Raw genomic sequence first — 15,031 nt, forward strand, 5'->3', positions numbered from 1 at the left:
ACCCGTCCTTGGGGGCTCTTGCGAAACATCCATGTTTCGCAAAGCCCCCGCAAACCCGCCCCCGTCGCGACCCCGACGGTGGGTCGGTGCGCATGGGAAGGCCAACAGCAGCCGGGCAAGGCCCGGCTCTACGGTTGACGAAGATGTGCCGGGCTTGGCCCGGCCGGTCCCAGATCGCGGCCTCCCACGCCCGGCCGATGGGCCCTTTGGCCACCGACCACGTGTCGGGGGTCCCGGCCGGGGTGGGTTTGCGGGGGCTTTACCAAACATGGATGTTTGGTAAGAGCCCCCATGGACGGGTTCACGGCGGCCCCCGCAAACCCACACCGGCCGGGGCCCCGCAGTGATCAGCGAACAACCGGCGCCGTTGACGTTGACGTTGGAGCAAAATCAGAACCAACAAAAAACCCGGCCAAGGCCGGGTTCTCTGAAGAATCTTTGGTAAAGCGCGTCGATTATTCTTCGACGGCTTCAGCCACGGCGGCCGGACGGTCGACCAGTTCGACGTAGGCCATCGGCGCGTTGTCGCCAGCGCGGAAGCCGCACTTCAGCAGACGCAGGTAGCCGCCCGGACGGTTCGCGTAACGCGGGCCCAGGGTGGTGAACAGGTTGCCCACGGCTTCGTTGTCACGCAGGCGGGCAAAAGCCAGACGGCGGTTGGCAACGGAGTCGACCTTGGCCAGGGTGATCAGCGGCTCGGCGACGCGGCGCAGTTCCTTGGCCTTCGGCAGGGTGGTCTTGATCAGCTCGTGCTTGAACAGCGACGCGGCCATGTTCTTGAACATTGCTTCGCGGTGGGCGCTGGTACGGCTGAACTTACGGCCGGATTTCATGTGACGCATGACGGATGTTCCTTGAAAGAATGTTGGATCGGTTGGGTATCGCTGTCGCCTTCCCGGCGTTGTTGCTTGGACTGCGGATGGTCCGGTGCCGGCCCTCCTGGCCGACCGTCACCGCAGGCTGGCGCCTGTCGATGCGAGGTACTGCGGGTAAAGCCCCCGCACCCGAAGGTGCGGGGTAAAGCATTTACTGCGCTGGATCAGCCGAGCATGCCGTGCTGGGCGACACCGGCCGGCGGCCAGTTCTCCAGCTTCATGCCGAGCGAAAGGCCGCGCTGGGCGAGGACTTCCTTGATCTCGGTCAGCGACTTCTTGCCGAGGTTCGGGGTCTTGAGCAGTTCCACTTCGGTCTTCTGGATCAGATCGCCGATGTAGTAGATGCTCTCGGCCTTGAGGCAGTTGGCCGAACGCACGGTCAGTTCCAGGTCGTCGATCGGGCGCAGCAGCACCGGATCCACGCCGTTGTTGGCCGGCTTGGCTGCACCGCGGTCGCGGTGGGTGAAGTCACCGAAGACCGACAGCTGATCGCTGAGGATGTCGGCGGCGGTGCGCACGGCTTCCTCGGCATCGATCGTGCCGTTGGTTTCGATGTCCAGCACCAGCTTGTCCAGGTCGGTACGCTGTTCGACGCGGGCCGCTTCCACCGAATAGGCGACGCGACGGACCGGCGAGAACGAGGCGTCCAGGACCAGACGACCGATGGCACGGGTTTCTTCGTCCGGACGACGACGCGCGGCGGCCGGCTGGTAGCCGAAACCACGCTCGATCTTCAGGCGCATGTTGACTGCCGTGTCCTTGGTCAGGTGGCAGATGACATGATCCGTGTTGAGGATCTCGACGTTGTGGTCGACCTTGATATCGGCAGCAGTCACGACACCCGGACCCTGCTTGGACAGCGACAGGGTTGCGCTGTCGCCGGTGTGCATACGGATCGCCACGTCCTTCAGGTTGAGCAGGACTTCGAGAACGTCCTCCTGCAGGCCTTCGAGCGTGGTGTACTCGTGCAGTACGCCGTCGATCTCAACTTCCGTGATGGCGAAGCCCGGGATGGACGACAGCAGCACGCGACGCAGGGCATTGCCCAGCGTATGCCCGTAACCACGCTCCAAGGGTTCGATAACGACCTTGGCGCGGGTGTCGGTAAGGCGTTCGATCTGCGGACCACGAGGACGCAGAACCTGGTTGGCGGTAACCGTCATGTTGCGGGTTCTCCTAGTGAACCCCCGGCCGTCGCCGGGGGCTCTCCAATGTGAATTACTTCGAATACAACTCGACGATCAGCGCTTCGTTGATATCCGCAGGCAGGTCCGAACGATCCGGCACGGCCTTGAAGATGCCGGCGAACTTGTCGGCGTCCACTTCGATCCACGTCGGGCGCAGGTCGTGCGTCTTGGACACGGTCAGGGCTTCCTGAACGCGCAGCTGCTTGGCAGCCTTCTCGGACAGCGCGACAGCGTCGCCAGCCTTGACCTGGTACGAAGCCAGGTTGACCGACTTGCCGTTCACGGTGACGCCGCGGTGCGAGACCAGCTGACGGGCAGCCGGACGGGTCACTGCGAAGCCCATGCGATAGACGACGTTGTCCAGGCGGGTTTCCAACAGCTGCAGCAGGTTCTCGCCGGTGTTGCCCTTCTTGGTCGAGGCCTTCTTGTAGTAGTTGCGGAACTGACGCTCCAGCAGACCGTAGATACGCTTGACCTTCTGCTTTTCACGCAGCTGGGTGGCGTAGTCGGACAGCTTGCCCTTGCGGGCGGTCGCGCCGTGCTGGCCGGGCTTCTGCTCCAGCTTGCACTTGGAGTCCAGCGCACGGGCCGGGCTCTTGAGGGAAAGGTCGGCGCCTTCGCGGCGGGCGAGCTTACAGGTAGGACCGATATAACGAGCCATTTCTTATCGCTCCTTTAGACGCGACGCTTCTTCGGCGGACGGCACCCGTTGTGCGGGATTGGCGTCACGTCGATGATGTTGGTGATCTTGTAGCCCACGTTGTTCAGCGAGCGCACGGCCGACTCACGACCCGGACCCGGGCCCTTGATGCGGACTTCCAGGGACTTGACGCCGTAATCCAGCGCGGCACGGCCGGCTTTCTCGGCAGCCACCTGGGCAGCGAACGGGGTGGACTTACGCGAACCGCGGAAGCCAGCGCCACCGGACGTCGCCCACGACAGAGCGTTGCCCTGGCGGTCGGTGATGGTCACGATGGTGTTGTTGAAAGAAGCGTGGACGTGGGCAACGCCGTCAGTGACGACGCGCTTGATCTTCTTCTTGGTCTTAGCGACGGGCTTAGCCATTTCTTAGGTCCCTTACTTCCTGATCGCCTTGCGCGGGCCCTTGCGGGTGCGGGCGTTGGTACGGGTGCGCTGACCACGCAGCGGCAGGCCGCGGCGGTGACGCAGACCGCGGTAGCAGCCCAGGTCCATCAGGCGCTTGATCGCGATACCGATTTCACGGCGCAGATCGCCTTCCACGATGTACTTGGCCACTTCCGAGCGCAGACGCTCGATTTCCGGCTCCGACAGATCGCGGATCTTGGTGGTCGAGGTCACGCCTGCGGCGTCGCAGACCTTCTTCGAACGGGTACGGCCGATGCCGTAAATGCTTTGCAACCCGACCCAGACGTGCTTCTGGGCTGGCAGGTTGACGCCTGCAATACGCGCCATGACGCGGTTCTCCAGCTGAGTGATGGCCGACAGCGCACCCGAGGCGCGCCGATCCGGCAGGATGGATCAAAAAGTGAACTAGCGATACTAACAAGGTTCCGGTTTACATGGAAGCCCGTGAAACCTGAAAGGTTTCATGGACCCGGCCCAGGGAGTGTGCCCAGGCTCCGGCGCCGGACCAGGTTGACTCCGGAAGCGACCCTTTCGGACCCTCTTCCGGCGCCGCCCGCGCTACTCCCGCGCGGGACGACCCGATCTCACCCCCACCCGGAACCGCTGCGGGGGCCGCCCTTCGTTTGTGTGGCCAGGTCCGCGAAGCGGAGGACCATCACGTCAGGAAGACGATAGTGTAACAGGCCAATCAGCCGCGGGCAAAACCGCCGCGGTTGCCGCCCTTCAGGTTGGCCTTCTTCAACAGGCTCTCGTACTGGTGCGACATCAGGTGCGCCTGGATCTGCGCAATGAAGTCCATCACCACCACCACCACGATCAGCAGCGAGGTGCCGCCGAAGTAGAACGAGGCGTTCAGCTGCGTGCGCATGATTTCCGGCAGCAGGCAGACGATCACCAGGTAGGCCGAGCCGGCCGCGGTCAGGCGGGTCAGCACGCCGTCGATGTAGTCGGCGGTGGCCTTGCCCGGACGGATGCCCGGAATCAGCGCGCCCGACTTCTTCAGGTTATCGGCGGTTTCCTGCGAGTTGAACACCAGCGCGGTATAGAAGAACGCGAAACCGGTGATCAGCGCAGCGAACACGATCATGTGCAGCGGCTCGCCCGGACCCAGGGCGTTGGCGACCTTCTGCAGCCAGGTCGCCGAGCTGGCCTGGCCGGACCACATGGCCAGGGTGGTCGGGAATGCCAGGATGCTGGAGGCGAAGATGGCCGGGATCACGCCCGCCATGTTCAGCTTCAGCGGCAGGAACGAGGTCTGGTTCATGTACGCGTTGCGGCCACCCTGGCGACGTGCGTAGTTCACCGTGATGCGGCGCTGGCCGCGTTCGACGAACACCACGAAGAAGGTGAAGGCCAGCACCACCAGCGCGATCAGAAGCAGCTGGATGAACTGCAGGTTGCCTTCGCGGAAGGCGTCGAAGGTGTGGATGACCGCACCCGGCAGGCCAGCCACGATGCCGGCGAAGATGATCAGCGACACACCGTTGCCGATGCCACGCTCGGTGACCTGCTCGCCAACCCACATCAGGAAGATGGTACCGGCGGTCAGCGCGACCACGGCGGTGAGCACGAAGCCCATGCCCGGCGCGTACACGACCGGCGCACCGGACGGGGACAGCTGGTTCTGCAGCGCCAGCGCGATGCTGCCGCCCTGCACCACGGCCAGCAACACGGCGCCGATGCGGGAATATTGGGTGATCTTGCGGCGACCGGACTCACCTTCCTTCTGCATCGCCTTGAGCGCGGGGAAGATGTGGACGGCCAGCTGCATCACGATGGATGCCGAGATGTACGGCATCACGTTCAGCGCGAAAATGCTGAAACGGTGCAGGGCGCCGCCCGAGAACATGTTGAACATGTCCACGATGCCGCCGCCCTGCGCCTGCATGAGCGCAAGCATGGCATCGGGATTGACGCCCGGCACCGGCACATAACAGCCGATGCGGTAGACGATCAAAGCCCCGACGACGAACAGCAGACGCTGGCGAAGTTCCGTGAACTTGCCGAGCCCGCCGCCCAGGTTACCAATGCCAGCTTGCGCCATGTCTTACTCCTGTACGCTGCCGCCGGCAGCTTCGATCGCGGCCTTGGCACCGGCCGTTGCTGCGATGCCCTTCAGGGTGAAGGCCTTGGTCAGGCCGCCCTTCATGACGATCTTGGCCTGCTTGGCAGTGCTCGGGACCAGCTTCGCAGCGCGCAGCGCGGCGAAATCGATCTCGCCAGCTTCCAGGCGGTCCAGGTGGTACGACAGCACTTCGGCCGTGTCCTTGGCAATCTTGGAACGGAAACCGACCTTCGGCAGACGACGCTGCATGGGGGTCTGGCCGCCTTCGAAGCCCGCCTTGATCTTGCCGCCACCCTTACGGGCGAACGAACCCTTGTGGCCGCGGCCGCAGGTCTTGCCCAGGCCGGAGCCGATACCACGGCCGACGCGGGTGCGCTCTTTGCGCGCGCCCGGTGCCGGGCTCAGTTCATTGAGATGCAGGGTCATTGGATTATTCCTCAACCTTGACGAGGTAGTGGACCTTGTTGATCAGACCGCGAACCTGCGGGCTGTCCTTCAGGACACGCACATCGTTGAGCTTGTTCAGGCCCAGGGCACGCACCGACAGGCGGTGACGCGACTGGGTGCCACGCAGGCCGCCAACCAGACGGACCTTGACGGTCTTGACGGTGTCATTAGCCATGGTTGAGATCCTCCACCTTCTTGCCGCGCTTGGCCGCGATGCGGGCCGGCGACTGCATTTCGGACAGACCCTTCAGCGTGGCGCGAACCAGGTTGATCGGGTTGCGCGAACCGACGGCCTTGGCCAGCACGTTCTTGACGCCCACTGCTTCCAGCACGGCGCGCATGGCACCGCCGGCGATGACGCCCGTACCTTCCGAAGCCGGCATCATGAACACGCGGGCTGCGCCGTGGCCGGACTTCACCGGGTGCCACAGGGTGCCGTTGTTCAGATCGACGTCGGCCAGGTTCTTGCGAGCCTGCTCCATCGACTTCTGGATCGCGACCGGCACTTCACGCGCCTTGCCGTAGCCGAAGCCAACCTTGCCTGCGCCGTCACCGACCACGGTCAGTGCGGTGAAGGTGAACTGACGACCGCCCTTGACGGTCTTGCTGACGCGGTTGACCGCGACCAGCTTCTCGATCATGCCGTCGTCGACTTTCTCTTCGCGGTTACGGTCGCGATCGCGACCCCGCTGCTGACGTTCTTCTGCCATGTTGATTCCTTGATTGATTGGGTATGTACGGCTCAGGGCCGCTTATAGCTGTGGAATGACGCGGTGGATCGAACGCCCCTGCAGAAGAAGGACGCCGCCCGGCACAACCCGTGCCGGCAGGCAGGCGGAAGCGGGGACCAGCCCCGCTTCCTTATCCCTTAGAACTGCAGGCCGCCTTCGCGGGCTGCATCGGCCAGTGCCTTGATGCGGCCGTGGTAGCGGTAGCCCGAGCGGTCGAAAGCGACCTTCTCGATGCCCGCAGCCTTGGCGCGCTCGGCAACCAGCTTGCCGACCTTGGCGGCGGCGTCGCTGTTCTTGCCGTTCTTCAGGCCTTCCTTGACGTCGGCCTGGGTGGTGTTGGCAGCAGCCAGCACCTTGGAGCCGTCGGCGGTGAAGACCTGGGCGTACAGGTGCTGACCGGTGCGCAGCACCGACAGACGCGGCACGCCGAGGACACGGATGTGTGCGCGGGTGGACTTGGCGCGACGCAGGCGAGCAATGTTCTTGTTCATGATCTTTTTCCTTGAAAGCTGAAGACAGGATTCCTCCCCGGAACGGGGACTCGCCCTTACGCCTTCTTGGCTTCCTTACGAATGATGACTTCGCCGGCGTACTTCACACCCTTGCCCTTGTAGGGCTCCGGCTTGCGGTAAGCGCGGATCTTGGCGGCAACTTCGCCCACCAGCTGCTTGTCGGTGCCCTGGACCAGGATTTCGGTCTGGGTCGGGGTCGACAGCGTGATGCCTTCCGGCGCCACGTACACAACCGGGTGCGAGAAACCGAGCGCCAGGCTCAGGTCCTTGCCCTGCATGGTGGCGCGGTAACCCACGCCGACCAGCTCAAGCTTGCGCTCGAAGCCATCGGTGACGCCCTTGACCATGTTGGCCAGGATCGCGCGGACGGTGCCGGTGAGGGCGACCAGCTCGTCATTGCTGGCGGCCAGGGTGGCAACGCCGTCGTTGACGGAAATTTCAACGCCAGCAACCTTGGCCAGGCTCAGGGTGCCCTTCGGGCCCTTCACGCTGACGGATTCCGGCTGGATGTTCAGTTCAACGCCCTTGGGCAGGTTGACCGGCTTCTTGGCTACGCGGGACATAGTGGTTTCCTTCTCGCCTTAGGCCACGAAGCACAGGACTTCGCCGCCGACGCCCAACTGGCGCGCCTGCGCATCAGTCATGATGCCCTTGGAGGTGGAGATGATGGAGATGCCCAGGCCGTTCAGGACCTTCGGCAGCTCGGACTTGCCACGGTACTGGCGCAGACCCGAACGCGAGAAGCGCTTCAGGGTCTCGATGACCGGCTTGCCCTCGAAATACTTCAGGACGATTTCAAGCTCGGCCTTGTTGTTCTCGGTCTTGGTCACGCGCAGGTCGGTGATGTAGCCTTCGGCCTTCAACACTTCTGCGATTGCAACCTTGATCTTGGAGGACGGTGCTTTCACCGTCTGCTTGCCAACCGCGGCCGCATTCTTGATGCGTACCAGCAGGTCGGCGATGGGATCAGTCATGCTCATAGTCGATACCTTTGAGTGCACCGATATCCGCTTTCGCGAAAATCTTGCTATTTGGAATGGGCCTGGGGCCCGTCGTTCGGGTGTTGCGCCCTACCCCACCCCATGCCGCCGGGTGAGACGCGGGAGTATACGACAAAAAGAGCCCGACCGGGGTCGGACTCTTCAAGTCGGGGTGAACCTGAACAGGCCCACCCCGTACTGCAGGGACGGATCCCTTACCAGCTGGCCTTGCGCAGGCCCGGCACGTCACCACGCATGGTGGCTTCGCGCAGCTTGTTGCGGCCGAGGCCGAACTTGCTGTACACGCCACGCGGGCGGCCCGACAGTTCGCAACGGTTGCGGTGGCGGCTCGGCGACGAATCGCGCGGCAGCTTCTGCAACTTGATCACGGCCTGTTCCTTCTCTTCGTACGAAGCGGTCGTGCTGGAGATGATCTTCTTCAGCTCTTCACGCTTGCCGGCGTACTTGACGGCCAGCTTCGCACGCTTCAGGTCGCGGTTGACCATGGAGGTCTTTGCCATTTCGGATTCCTCGACGTATCAGTTACGGAACGGGAACTTGAACGCTGCAAGCAGCGCCTTCGCTTCCGCATCGGTCTTGGCGGTGGTGGTGATGGCGATATCCATGCCGCGGATCGCGTCGACAGCGTCGAAGTCGATTTCCGGGAAGATGATCTGTTCCTTCACACCCATGTTGAAGTTGCCGCGACCGTCGAAGGAACGACCGGAGACACCACGGAAGTCGCGCACGCGCGGCAGCGAGATGTTGATCAGGCGATCCAGGAACTCATACATCTTGGCACGACGCAGCGTGGTCTTGCAGCCGATCGGCCAACCATCGCGGATCTTGAACGAAGCCACCGAGACGCGGGACTTGGTCACGATCGGCTTCTGGCCGGAGACCTTGGCCATGTCGGCGACGGCATTTTCCAGGATCTTCTTGTTGGTCGCCGCTTCGCCGACACCCATGTTCAGGGTGACCTTGACCAGGCGGGGAACCTGCATCGGATTGGTGTAGCCGAACTGCTTCATCAGCGCCGGCACCACTTCTTCCTGGTAGAACTTTTCGAGACGGGAACTCATCTTCTCATTCCTCAGGCGTCAAGCGCCTCACCGCTGGAGCGGAACACACGCAGTTTGCGTCCATCCTCCAGCACCTTGAAGCCAACGCGCTCGCCCTTGCCCGAAGCCGGGTTGAGCACATTCACGTTGGAGATATGGATCGACGCTTCACGCTCGACCACGCCGCCGGCAACGCCTGCCTGCGGGTTCGGCTTGGTGTGGCGCTTGACGATGTTCACGTTGGCGACGATCACACGATCGCCGTCGACGCGGACGACTTCGCCCTGCTTGCCCTTGTCCTTGCCGGTGTTGACGACGACCTGGTCGCCCTTCTTGATACGGTTAGCCATGATTATCTCCTGTCGCTCACAGCACTTCGGGAGCGAGCGAGACGATCTTCATGAACTTCTCGGAACGAAGTTCACGGGTCACCGGCCCGAAGATGCGGGTGCCGATCGGCTCTTGCTTGTTGTTGAGCAGGACCGCGGCATTGGTGTCGAAACGGATCAGCGAGCCATCGGCGCGACGCACACCCTTGCGGGTACGCACCACGACGGCGTCGAACACTTCACCCTTCTTGACCTTGCCGCGCGGGATTGCATCCTTCACGGTGACCTTGATGATGTCACCGATGTGTGCGTAGCGACGCTTGGAGCCGCCCAGCACCTTGATGCACATCACTTCCTTGGCACCGGAATTGTCCGCGACCTCGAGGTAGCTCTGCATCTGGATCATGAGTCAGATCTCCTTATTGAGCCGCACGGGTGACAATTTCCACCACGCGCCAGTTCTTGGTCTTGGACATCGGAGCAATTTCGGTCACGCGGACGACATCGCCTTCATTGCAGGCGTTGTCGGCGTCGTGCGCGTGGAGCTTGGTCGAACGACGCAGGTACTTGCCGTACAGCGCGTGCTTGACCTGGCGCTCCACCAACACGGTGACCGTCTTGTCCATCTTGTTGCTGACGACACGGCCTTCGACCGTGCGCAGCTGCTTGTTTTCAGTATTGTCGCTCATCGCGGCCATCCTTACTTGTTGCTGCCGAGCAGGGTCTTGACGCGAGCAATCTCGCGGCGGACCCGGCGGGTTTCGTGAGTCTTCGGCAGCTGCCCGGTGACCTGCTGCATGCGGAGCGAGAACTGCTCCTTACGCAGGTCAACCAAATGGGACTTCAGGTCGTCAGCCGACTTTTCGCGAAGCTGTTTGATATCCATCACATCACCGTCCGGGTCACGAAAGTGGTGGTCACGGAGAGCTTGGCAGCTGCCAGGCGGAACGCCTCGCGTGCCACGTCTTCACCCACACCTTCAATTTCATAGATCATGCGGCCGGGCTGGATCTGGGCTACCCAGTACTCCACGTTGCCCTTACCAGAACCCATTCGGACTTCGATGGGCTTCTTGGTGATCGGCTTGTCGGGGAACACTCGGATCCACATCTTGCCACCGCGCTTGACGTAGCGGCTGATCGAGCGGCGGGCCGCTTCGATCTGGCGCGCGGTCAGCTGACCGTGGGCGGTTGCCTTCAGGCCGTATTCGCCGAAGCTGACAGCGTTGGCGCTCCAGCTCAGGCCATCGTTACGGCCCTTGTGTACCTTGCGGTACTTGGTTCGCTTGGGTTGCAACATTGTCGTTACCTCGCTTCACGGGCCGGGCGCTGACGGTCACCGCGGTCACCGCGATCGTTACGATCGTTGCGCGACGGGGTGTCGTCCTGCTTTTCCTGGCCAACCTGGGAGAAATCGAAAACCTCGCCCTTGTAGATCCAGACCTTGATGCCGATGATGCCGTAGGTCGTCTTGGCTTCAGCGAAGCCATAGTCGATGTCGGCACGCAGCGTGTGCAGCGGCACGCGGCCTTCGCGGTACCACTCCGAACGGGCGATTTCAGCACCGTTCAAGCGGCCACCGACGTTGACCTTGATGCCCAGGGCACCGAGGCGCATCGCGTTGCCGACCGAGCGCTTCATTGCGCGGCGGAACATGATGCGACGCTCCAGCTGCTGCGCGATCGACTCGGCAACCAGCTGCGCGTCCAGCTCGGGCTTGCGCACTTCGGTGACGTTGATGTGCGCCGGAACGCCCATCATCTCGCTCACTTCCTTGCGCAGCTTCTCGATGTCCTCACCACGCTTGCCGATCACCACGCCCGGACGGGCGGTGTGGATCGTCACGCGGGCGGTCTTCGCCGGACGCTCGATGAGGATCTTGCTGATGCCGGCCTGCGCGAGCTTCTTGCGCAGCATGTCCCGCACCTTCAGGTCGGCTGCCAGATAACCAGCAAACTCGGCCTTGTTGGCGTACCACTTGGAGTTCCAGTCCTTGGAGATGCCGAGGCGGATACCAATCGGATGAACTTTATGACCCATGGTGTTTTCCTTTCCGCTTACTTGCCGGCGCCCACAACCACAGTGATGTGGCTGGTGCGCTTGAGGATGCGGGTGCCGCGGCCTTTCGCCCGCGCCATGAAACGCTTCAGGGTCGGACCTTCATCAACCATGATGGTCTGAACCTTCAGCTCGTCGACGTCGGCGCCCTGGTTGTTCTCGGCATTGGCAATAGCCGACTCCACCACCTTCTTGATCAGGTGGGCAGCCTTCTTGTCCGAGAACTTCAGCAGGTTGACCGCACGCTCGGCCGGCAGGCCGCGCACCTGGTCAGCGACCAGGCGTGCTTTCTGCGCAGAGATGCGCGCGGAGCGCAGGATTGCTTTCGCTTCCATTGTCATCTCTCCTTACTTGCCCGACTTCTTGTCACCACCGTGACCCTTGAAGGTCCGGGTGATGGCAAATTCGCCGAGCTTGTGGCCGACCATGTTCTCGTTGACGAGCACCGGAACGTGGTTCTTACCGTTATGAACGGCGATGGTGATGCCTACCATTTCCGGCAGGATCATCGAACGGCGCGACCAGGTCTTGATCGGCTTCTTGCTACCCGCAGCGGCCTCCACCTTCTTGACGAGGTGGTGATCGACGAACGGGCCCTTCTTGAGTGAACGTGCCATGGTCGATTAGCCCCTACGATCGCGGACGATGAATTGCTGGGTGCGCTTGTTCTTGCGCGTCTTGTAACCCTTGGTCGGAACACCCCACGGGGTGACCGGATGCGGATTACCCTGGCCGGCCTTCGCCTCACCACCACCGTGCGGGTGGTCAACCGGGTTCATGGCAGCACCACGAACGGTCGGGCGGACACCGCGCCAGCGCTTGGCGCCAGCCTTGCCCAGCTTTTCCAGGTTGTGTTCGTCGTTGCCGACTTCACCGATCGTTGCGCGGCACTCGACCGGCACCTTGCGCATTTCACCCGAGCGCAGGCGCAGGGTGGCGAAGACGCCTTCACGAGCGACGAGCTGCACGGCAGCGCCGGCGGCACGCGCGATCTGGGCACCCTTGCCCGGCTTCAGTTCGATGCCGTGGACAGTGGTACCAACCGGGATGTTGCGCAGCGGCAGGGTGTTGCCGGTCTTGATCGGCGCATCCGAACCCGCGATCACCTGGTCACCGGCCTTCAGGCCCTTCGGTGCGATGATGTAGCGGCGCTCGCCGTCGACGTAGCACAGCAGGGCGATATGGGCGGTGCGGTTCGGATCGTATTCGATGCGTTCCACGCGCGCCGGAATGCCTTCCTTGTTGCGCTTGAAGTCAATCAGACGGTAATGCTGCTTGTGACCACCGCCCACGTGACGGGTGGTGATGCGACCGTGGTGGTTACGACCACCGGTATTGCTCTTCGGCTCCAGCAACGCTGCGTGCGGTGCGCCCTTGTGCAGATCGGGCGTAACCACGCGCACGGCCGAACGGCGGCCGGGGGAAGTGGGCTTGAATTTCATCAATGGCATGGGATGTACCTCAGGCCTTGGCCGTTACATCGATGGACTGGCCATCGGCGAGACGCACGTACGCCTTGCGCCAATCGCCGCGGCGGCCGGTGCGGTTACGGAAGGACTTGTTCTTGCCCTTCACGTTCAGCACGTTGACCGCTTCGACCTTGACGTCGAACAACTGCTCTACCGCGGCCTTCACGTCGGCCTTGGTCGCTTCGTTCGAGATCTCGAAGACATACTGGTTGGAATGTTCCTGCAGGCGCGCGGTCTTTTCGGAGACTCGCGGAGCACGCAGCACGCTGAAGATTTTTTCGTTGCTGTTCATGCCAGCCACTCCTCGACCTTCTTGACCGCATCAGCGGTGATGACGACCGTGTCGGCACCGACCAGCGACACCGGATCCAGGCCCTGCACGTCACGCACTTCCACGTAGGGAATGTTGCGGGCCGACAGGTACAGGTGCTCGGTGGCTTCCTCGGTGACGATCAGCGGGCGCTTGCCCACTTCCAGGCCGGCCAGCTTGGCGATCAGAGCCTTCGTGCTGGTCGCTTCGACATCGAAGGACTCCACGATGGTCAGACGGCCCTGGCGGTTCAGCTCGGACAGGATCGCGCACATGGCGGCACGGTACTGCTTGCGGTTGACCTTCTGCTCGAAGCTGCGCGGCTTGGCCGCGAAGGTGACACCGCCGCCGACGAAGATCGGAGCCGTCAGCGCGCCATGACGCGCACCGCCGCCCTTCTGCTTCTTCGACTTCTTGGTGGTACCAGCCACTTCAGAACGAGTCTTCTGTGCCTTGGTGCCGGCGCGACCGGCGTTGCGATAGGCAACGACGACCTGGTGGACCAGATCTTCGCTGAAATCGCGACCGAACACGGCATCGGAGACCGAGACCTTGTTGTTGCTACCCGTGATAACGAGTTCCATCGTCATCTCTCCTTATGCCTTGCTAGCCGGACGCACGATCACGTCACCACCCGCAGCGCCAGGCACGGCGCCACGAATCGCGATCAGACCGCGCTCGACGTCGACCTTGACAACTTCCAGGTTCTGCGTGCTCTGCTGCACGGCACCCATGTGGCCCGACATCTTCTTGCCCGGGAAAACGCGACCCGGGGTCTGGCGCTGGCCCAGCGAACCCGGCGCGCGATGCGACAGCGAGTTACCGTGGGTTGCATCGCCCATACGGAAGTTGTAGCGCTTGATGGTGCCCTGGAAGCCCTTACCCTTGGTGACACCCTGGACGTCGACCTTCTGGCCAACTTCAAAGATGTCCGCCTTGACTTCGCCGCCAACGGCGAAATCGCCGAGCTGCGCGTCTTCAACGCGGAATTCCCACAGGCCACGACCGGCTTCCACCTTCGCCTTGGCGAAGTGGCCGGCTTCCGGCTTGTTGACCAGGGCAGCGCGACGCGCGCCGACGGTCACCTGCACGGCGCTGTAGCCGTCAGCTTCGACGGTCTTGATCTGCGCGATGCGGTTCGGGGTAGCTTCAATCAGGGTCACCGGGATGGCCTGGCCATCTTCGGTGAACACGCGGCTCATGCCAGCCTTGCGGCCCACGAAGCCCAACGAATATTTCTTCGTCATGGTCGTAGTCCTCAGGTCAGCTTGATCTGAACGTCGACGCCGGCAGCCAGTTCGAGCTTCATCAGCGCGTCCACGGTCTTGTCGTTGGGGTCGACGATGTCGAGCACGCGCTTGTGCGTGCGGGTCTCGTACTGGTCACGCGCGTCCTTGTCGACGTGCGGCGAGACGAGAATGGTGTAACGCTCGATCTTGGTCGGCAGCGGGATCGGGCCACGCACTTGCGCGCCGGTCCGCTTTGCCGTCTCAACGATCTCGCTGGCCGAACGGTCGATCAAACGATGATCGAACGCCTTCAACCGAATCCGGATCTTTTGGTCCGCCATGGCGGTAGGTTCCTTCGTTAAAAGAGCGACGGACAAGGCCTCTGGGTTGCCTTGTCCCATGAATATCCTGAATGCGGACGCCGCACATTCCTGCGCGGCGACAAGATCTTTCCGTAGACCTCAAAAATCGAGGCAGACCGGTCTCCCGATCTGCCCAGACAAAAAGTATAGCGCGCATACAACGCGGCGGTCAACAGGGGGTCCTGTTGACACTGCCTGAATGGCGCGACCCTTCCTGGTCTGGGGAACACGAGGTGCGTCCTGCGCCTCTTTTCCCGTTTGTGTTGCAACCCCGATGCCCTACCCAGGCAACATCGGGGCGCAAAGTCTA

At 62.7% G+C, this 15,031-nt stretch carries 27 protein-coding genes; all 27 read right to left on the reverse strand.

The window, feature by feature from the left end:
• Positions 1 to 455 precede the first annotated feature (455 nt).
• Positions 456 to 842 (reverse strand): 50S ribosomal protein L17, encoded by a 387-nt coding sequence (gene rplQ, locus AC06E7_RS18915; protein WP_068849483.1) that lies wholly within the window; start codon positions 840 to 842, stop codon positions 456 to 458.
• 197 nt (positions 843 to 1,039) lie between these two features.
• Positions 1,040 to 2,038 (reverse strand): DNA-directed RNA polymerase subunit alpha, encoded by a 999-nt coding sequence (locus tag AC06E7_RS18920; protein ID WP_068849481.1) that lies wholly within the window; start codon positions 2,036 to 2,038, stop codon positions 1,040 to 1,042.
• A 55-nt stretch (positions 2,039 to 2,093) separates the two neighbouring features.
• On the reverse strand, positions 2,094 to 2,723 hold the full coding sequence (rpsD, locus tag AC06E7_RS18925; RefSeq protein ID WP_068849480.1) for a 30S ribosomal protein S4: 630 nt from the start codon (positions 2,721 to 2,723) through the stop codon (positions 2,094 to 2,096).
• A gap of 14 nt (positions 2,724 to 2,737) precedes the next feature.
• Positions 2,738 to 3,127, reverse strand: a complete 390-nt coding sequence (gene rpsK / locus AC06E7_RS18930; RefSeq protein ID WP_017355427.1) for a 30S ribosomal protein S11 — start codon at positions 3,125 to 3,127, stop codon at positions 2,738 to 2,740.
• Positions 3,128 to 3,139: 12 nt separating this feature from the next.
• On the reverse strand, positions 3,140 to 3,496 hold the full coding sequence (gene rpsM / locus AC06E7_RS18935) for a 30S ribosomal protein S13 (protein WP_017355426.1): 357 nt from the start codon (positions 3,494 to 3,496) through the stop codon (positions 3,140 to 3,142).
• A 361-nt stretch (positions 3,497 to 3,857) separates the two neighbouring features.
• The gene (secY, locus tag AC06E7_RS18940; protein ID WP_068849478.1) at positions 3,858 to 5,213 is read right to left on the reverse strand and encodes a preprotein translocase subunit SecY; all 1,356 of its coding nucleotides are present in this window, start codon (positions 5,211 to 5,213) and stop codon (positions 3,858 to 3,860) included.
• A gap of 3 nt (positions 5,214 to 5,216) precedes the next feature.
• Positions 5,217 to 5,660 carry a 50S ribosomal protein L15 gene (rplO, locus tag AC06E7_RS18945; protein ID WP_068849476.1) on the reverse strand — a complete coding sequence of 148 codons (444 nt, stop codon included), beginning with the start codon at positions 5,658 to 5,660 and terminating at the stop codon, positions 5,217 to 5,219.
• 4 nt (positions 5,661 to 5,664) lie between these two features.
• A complete protein-coding gene (gene rpmD, locus AC06E7_RS18950; protein ID WP_068849475.1) occupies positions 5,665 to 5,856 on the reverse strand; it encodes a 50S ribosomal protein L30 in 192 nt (63 codons plus the stop codon).
• A complete protein-coding gene (gene rpsE / locus AC06E7_RS18955; RefSeq protein WP_038690276.1) occupies positions 5,849 to 6,391 on the reverse strand; it encodes a 30S ribosomal protein S5 in 543 nt (180 codons plus the stop codon). The genes rpmD and rpsE overlap by 8 nt, the downstream gene beginning before the upstream one ends.
• 158 nt (positions 6,392 to 6,549) lie before the next feature.
• The gene (gene rplR / locus AC06E7_RS18960; RefSeq protein WP_019186158.1) at positions 6,550 to 6,903 is read right to left on the reverse strand and encodes a 50S ribosomal protein L18; all 354 of its coding nucleotides are present in this window, start codon (positions 6,901 to 6,903) and stop codon (positions 6,550 to 6,552) included.
• Positions 6,904 to 6,959: 56 nt separating this feature from the next.
• Positions 6,960 to 7,487, reverse strand: coding sequence for a 50S ribosomal protein L6 (gene rplF / locus AC06E7_RS18965; protein ID WP_068849473.1), 528 nt, complete (start codon positions 7,485 to 7,487; stop codon positions 6,960 to 6,962).
• An 18-nt stretch (positions 7,488 to 7,505) separates the two neighbouring features.
• Complete coding sequence (gene rpsH / locus AC06E7_RS18970; protein WP_017355419.1) at positions 7,506 to 7,904, reverse strand: 30S ribosomal protein S8; 399 nt, start codon at positions 7,902 to 7,904, stop codon at positions 7,506 to 7,508.
• A 215-nt stretch (positions 7,905 to 8,119) separates the two neighbouring features.
• Positions 8,120 to 8,425 (reverse strand): 30S ribosomal protein S14, encoded by a 306-nt coding sequence (gene rpsN, locus AC06E7_RS18975; RefSeq protein WP_068849472.1) that lies wholly within the window; start codon positions 8,423 to 8,425, stop codon positions 8,120 to 8,122.
• A gap of 18 nt (positions 8,426 to 8,443) precedes the next feature.
• On the reverse strand, positions 8,444 to 8,986 hold the full coding sequence (gene rplE, locus AC06E7_RS18980; protein ID WP_068849470.1) for a 50S ribosomal protein L5: 543 nt from the start codon (positions 8,984 to 8,986) through the stop codon (positions 8,444 to 8,446).
• A gap of 11 nt (positions 8,987 to 8,997) precedes the next feature.
• On the reverse strand, positions 8,998 to 9,315 hold the full coding sequence (rplX, locus tag AC06E7_RS18985) for a 50S ribosomal protein L24 (RefSeq protein ID WP_017355416.1): 318 nt from the start codon (positions 9,313 to 9,315) through the stop codon (positions 8,998 to 9,000).
• A 16-nt stretch (positions 9,316 to 9,331) separates the two neighbouring features.
• On the reverse strand, positions 9,332 to 9,700 hold the full coding sequence (gene rplN, locus AC06E7_RS18990; protein WP_068849469.1) for a 50S ribosomal protein L14: 369 nt from the start codon (positions 9,698 to 9,700) through the stop codon (positions 9,332 to 9,334).
• Between the two features lie 13 nt (positions 9,701 to 9,713).
• Entirely contained in the window at positions 9,714 to 9,983 is a 270-nt protein-coding gene (gene rpsQ, locus AC06E7_RS18995; RefSeq protein ID WP_068849467.1) for a 30S ribosomal protein S17, read from the reverse strand.
• 11 nt (positions 9,984 to 9,994) lie between these two features.
• Positions 9,995 to 10,180 (reverse strand): 50S ribosomal protein L29, encoded by a 186-nt coding sequence (gene rpmC, locus AC06E7_RS19000; protein ID WP_068849465.1) that lies wholly within the window; start codon positions 10,178 to 10,180, stop codon positions 9,995 to 9,997.
• The gene (rplP, locus tag AC06E7_RS19005; protein WP_068849463.1) at positions 10,180 to 10,593 is read right to left on the reverse strand and encodes a 50S ribosomal protein L16; all 414 of its coding nucleotides are present in this window, start codon (positions 10,591 to 10,593) and stop codon (positions 10,180 to 10,182) included. The genes rpmC and rplP overlap by 1 nt, the downstream gene beginning before the upstream one ends.
• A gap of 5 nt (positions 10,594 to 10,598) precedes the next feature.
• Positions 10,599 to 11,333 (reverse strand): 30S ribosomal protein S3, encoded by a 735-nt coding sequence (gene rpsC, locus AC06E7_RS19010; protein ID WP_068849461.1) that lies wholly within the window; start codon positions 11,331 to 11,333, stop codon positions 10,599 to 10,601.
• 17 nt (positions 11,334 to 11,350) lie between these two features.
• The gene (gene rplV / locus AC06E7_RS19015; RefSeq protein ID WP_017355410.1) at positions 11,351 to 11,686 is read right to left on the reverse strand and encodes a 50S ribosomal protein L22; all 336 of its coding nucleotides are present in this window, start codon (positions 11,684 to 11,686) and stop codon (positions 11,351 to 11,353) included.
• Between the two features lie 12 nt (positions 11,687 to 11,698).
• Complete coding sequence (gene rpsS / locus AC06E7_RS19020; RefSeq protein ID WP_017355409.1) at positions 11,699 to 11,968, reverse strand: 30S ribosomal protein S19; 270 nt, start codon at positions 11,966 to 11,968, stop codon at positions 11,699 to 11,701.
• 6 nt (positions 11,969 to 11,974) lie between these two features.
• Positions 11,975 to 12,802, reverse strand: coding sequence for a 50S ribosomal protein L2 (gene rplB / locus AC06E7_RS19025; RefSeq protein WP_068849460.1), 828 nt, complete (start codon positions 12,800 to 12,802; stop codon positions 11,975 to 11,977).
• A gap of 10 nt (positions 12,803 to 12,812) precedes the next feature.
• Positions 12,813 to 13,112 carry a 50S ribosomal protein L23 gene (rplW, locus tag AC06E7_RS19030; RefSeq protein ID WP_068854553.1) on the reverse strand — a complete coding sequence of 100 codons (300 nt, stop codon included), beginning with the start codon at positions 13,110 to 13,112 and terminating at the stop codon, positions 12,813 to 12,815.
• Positions 13,109 to 13,714: a 50S ribosomal protein L4 gene (gene rplD / locus AC06E7_RS19035; RefSeq protein WP_068849458.1), complete on the reverse strand. Its 606-nt coding sequence runs from the start codon at positions 13,712 to 13,714 to the stop codon at positions 13,109 to 13,111. Before rplD ends, rplW begins: the two co-directional genes overlap by 4 nt.
• A gap of 12 nt (positions 13,715 to 13,726) precedes the next feature.
• On the reverse strand, positions 13,727 to 14,377 hold the full coding sequence (rplC, locus tag AC06E7_RS19040; RefSeq protein ID WP_068849456.1) for a 50S ribosomal protein L3: 651 nt from the start codon (positions 14,375 to 14,377) through the stop codon (positions 13,727 to 13,729).
• Positions 14,378 to 14,388: 11 nt separating this feature from the next.
• The gene (rpsJ, locus tag AC06E7_RS19045) at positions 14,389 to 14,700 is read right to left on the reverse strand and encodes a 30S ribosomal protein S10 (RefSeq protein WP_010341589.1); all 312 of its coding nucleotides are present in this window, start codon (positions 14,698 to 14,700) and stop codon (positions 14,389 to 14,391) included.
• Positions 14,701 to 15,031 lie beyond the last annotated feature (331 nt).

It is taken from the genome of Stenotrophomonas sp. Steno-Z4 (genome assembly GCF_056393145.1).

Coding starts and splice junctions, on each gene's coding strand:
- rplQ (WP_068849483.1), bottom strand. CDS start 842: ATGCGTCACATGAAATCCGGCCGTAAGTTCAGCCGTACCAGCGCCCAC.
- AC06E7_RS18920 (WP_068849481.1), bottom strand. CDS start 2,038: ATGACGGTTACCGCCAACCAGGTTCTGCGTCCTCGTGGTCCGCAGATC.
- rpsD (WP_068849480.1), bottom strand. CDS start 2,723: ATGGCTCGTTATATCGGTCCTACCTGTAAGCTCGCCCGCCGCGAAGGC.
- rpsK (WP_017355427.1), bottom strand. CDS start 3,127: ATGGCTAAGCCCGTCGCTAAGACCAAGAAGAAGATCAAGCGCGTCGTC.
- rpsM (WP_017355426.1), bottom strand. CDS start 3,496: ATGGCGCGTATTGCAGGCGTCAACCTGCCAGCCCAGAAGCACGTCTGG.
- secY (WP_068849478.1), bottom strand. CDS start 5,213: ATGGCGCAAGCTGGCATTGGTAACCTGGGCGGCGGGCTCGGCAAGTTC.
- rplO (WP_068849476.1), bottom strand. CDS start 5,660: ATGACCCTGCATCTCAATGAACTGAGCCCGGCACCGGGCGCGCGCAAA.
- rpmD (WP_068849475.1), bottom strand. CDS start 5,856: ATGGCTAATGACACCGTCAAGACCGTCAAGGTCCGTCTGGTTGGCGGC.
- rpsE (WP_038690276.1), bottom strand. CDS start 6,391: ATGGCAGAAGAACGTCAGCAGCGGGGTCGCGATCGCGACCGTAACCGC.
- rplR (WP_019186158.1), bottom strand. CDS start 6,903: ATGAACAAGAACATTGCTCGCCTGCGTCGCGCCAAGTCCACCCGCGCA.
- rplF (WP_068849473.1), bottom strand. CDS start 7,487: ATGTCCCGCGTAGCCAAGAAGCCGGTCAACCTGCCCAAGGGCGTTGAA.
- rpsH (WP_017355419.1), bottom strand. CDS start 7,904: ATGAGCATGACTGATCCCATCGCCGACCTGCTGGTACGCATCAAGAAT.
- rpsN (WP_068849472.1), bottom strand. CDS start 8,425: ATGGCAAAGACCTCCATGGTCAACCGCGACCTGAAGCGTGCGAAGCTG.
- rplE (WP_068849470.1), bottom strand. CDS start 8,986: ATGAGTTCCCGTCTCGAAAAGTTCTACCAGGAAGAAGTGGTGCCGGCG.
- rplX (WP_017355416.1), bottom strand. CDS start 9,315: ATGGCTAACCGTATCAAGAAGGGCGACCAGGTCGTCGTCAACACCGGC.
- rplN (WP_068849469.1), bottom strand. CDS start 9,700: ATGATCCAGATGCAGAGCTACCTCGAGGTCGCGGACAATTCCGGTGCC.
- rpsQ (WP_068849467.1), bottom strand. CDS start 9,983: ATGAGCGACAATACTGAAAACAAGCAGCTGCGCACGGTCGAAGGCCGT.
- rpmC (WP_068849465.1), bottom strand. CDS start 10,180: ATGGATATCAAACAGCTTCGCGAAAAGTCGGCTGACGACCTGAAGTCC.
- rplP (WP_068849463.1), bottom strand. CDS start 10,593: ATGTTGCAACCCAAGCGAACCAAGTACCGCAAGGTACACAAGGGCCGT.
- rpsC (WP_068849461.1), bottom strand. CDS start 11,333: ATGGGTCATAAAGTTCATCCGATTGGTATCCGCCTCGGCATCTCCAAG.
- rplV (WP_017355410.1), bottom strand. CDS start 11,686: ATGGAAGCGAAAGCAATCCTGCGCTCCGCGCGCATCTCTGCGCAGAAA.
- rpsS (WP_017355409.1), bottom strand. CDS start 11,968: ATGGCACGTTCACTCAAGAAGGGCCCGTTCGTCGATCACCACCTCGTC.
- rplB (WP_068849460.1), bottom strand. CDS start 12,802: ATGCCATTGATGAAATTCAAGCCCACTTCCCCCGGCCGCCGTTCGGCC.
- rplW (WP_068854553.1), bottom strand. CDS start 13,112: ATGAACAGCAACGAAAAAATCTTCAGCGTGCTGCGTGCTCCGCGAGTC.
- rplD (WP_068849458.1), bottom strand. CDS start 13,714: ATGGAACTCGTTATCACGGGTAGCAACAACAAGGTCTCGGTCTCCGAT.
- rplC (WP_068849456.1), bottom strand. CDS start 14,377: ATGACGAAGAAATATTCGTTGGGCTTCGTGGGCCGCAAGGCTGGCATG.
- rpsJ (WP_010341589.1), bottom strand. CDS start 14,700: ATGGCGGACCAAAAGATCCGGATTCGGTTGAAGGCGTTCGATCATCGT.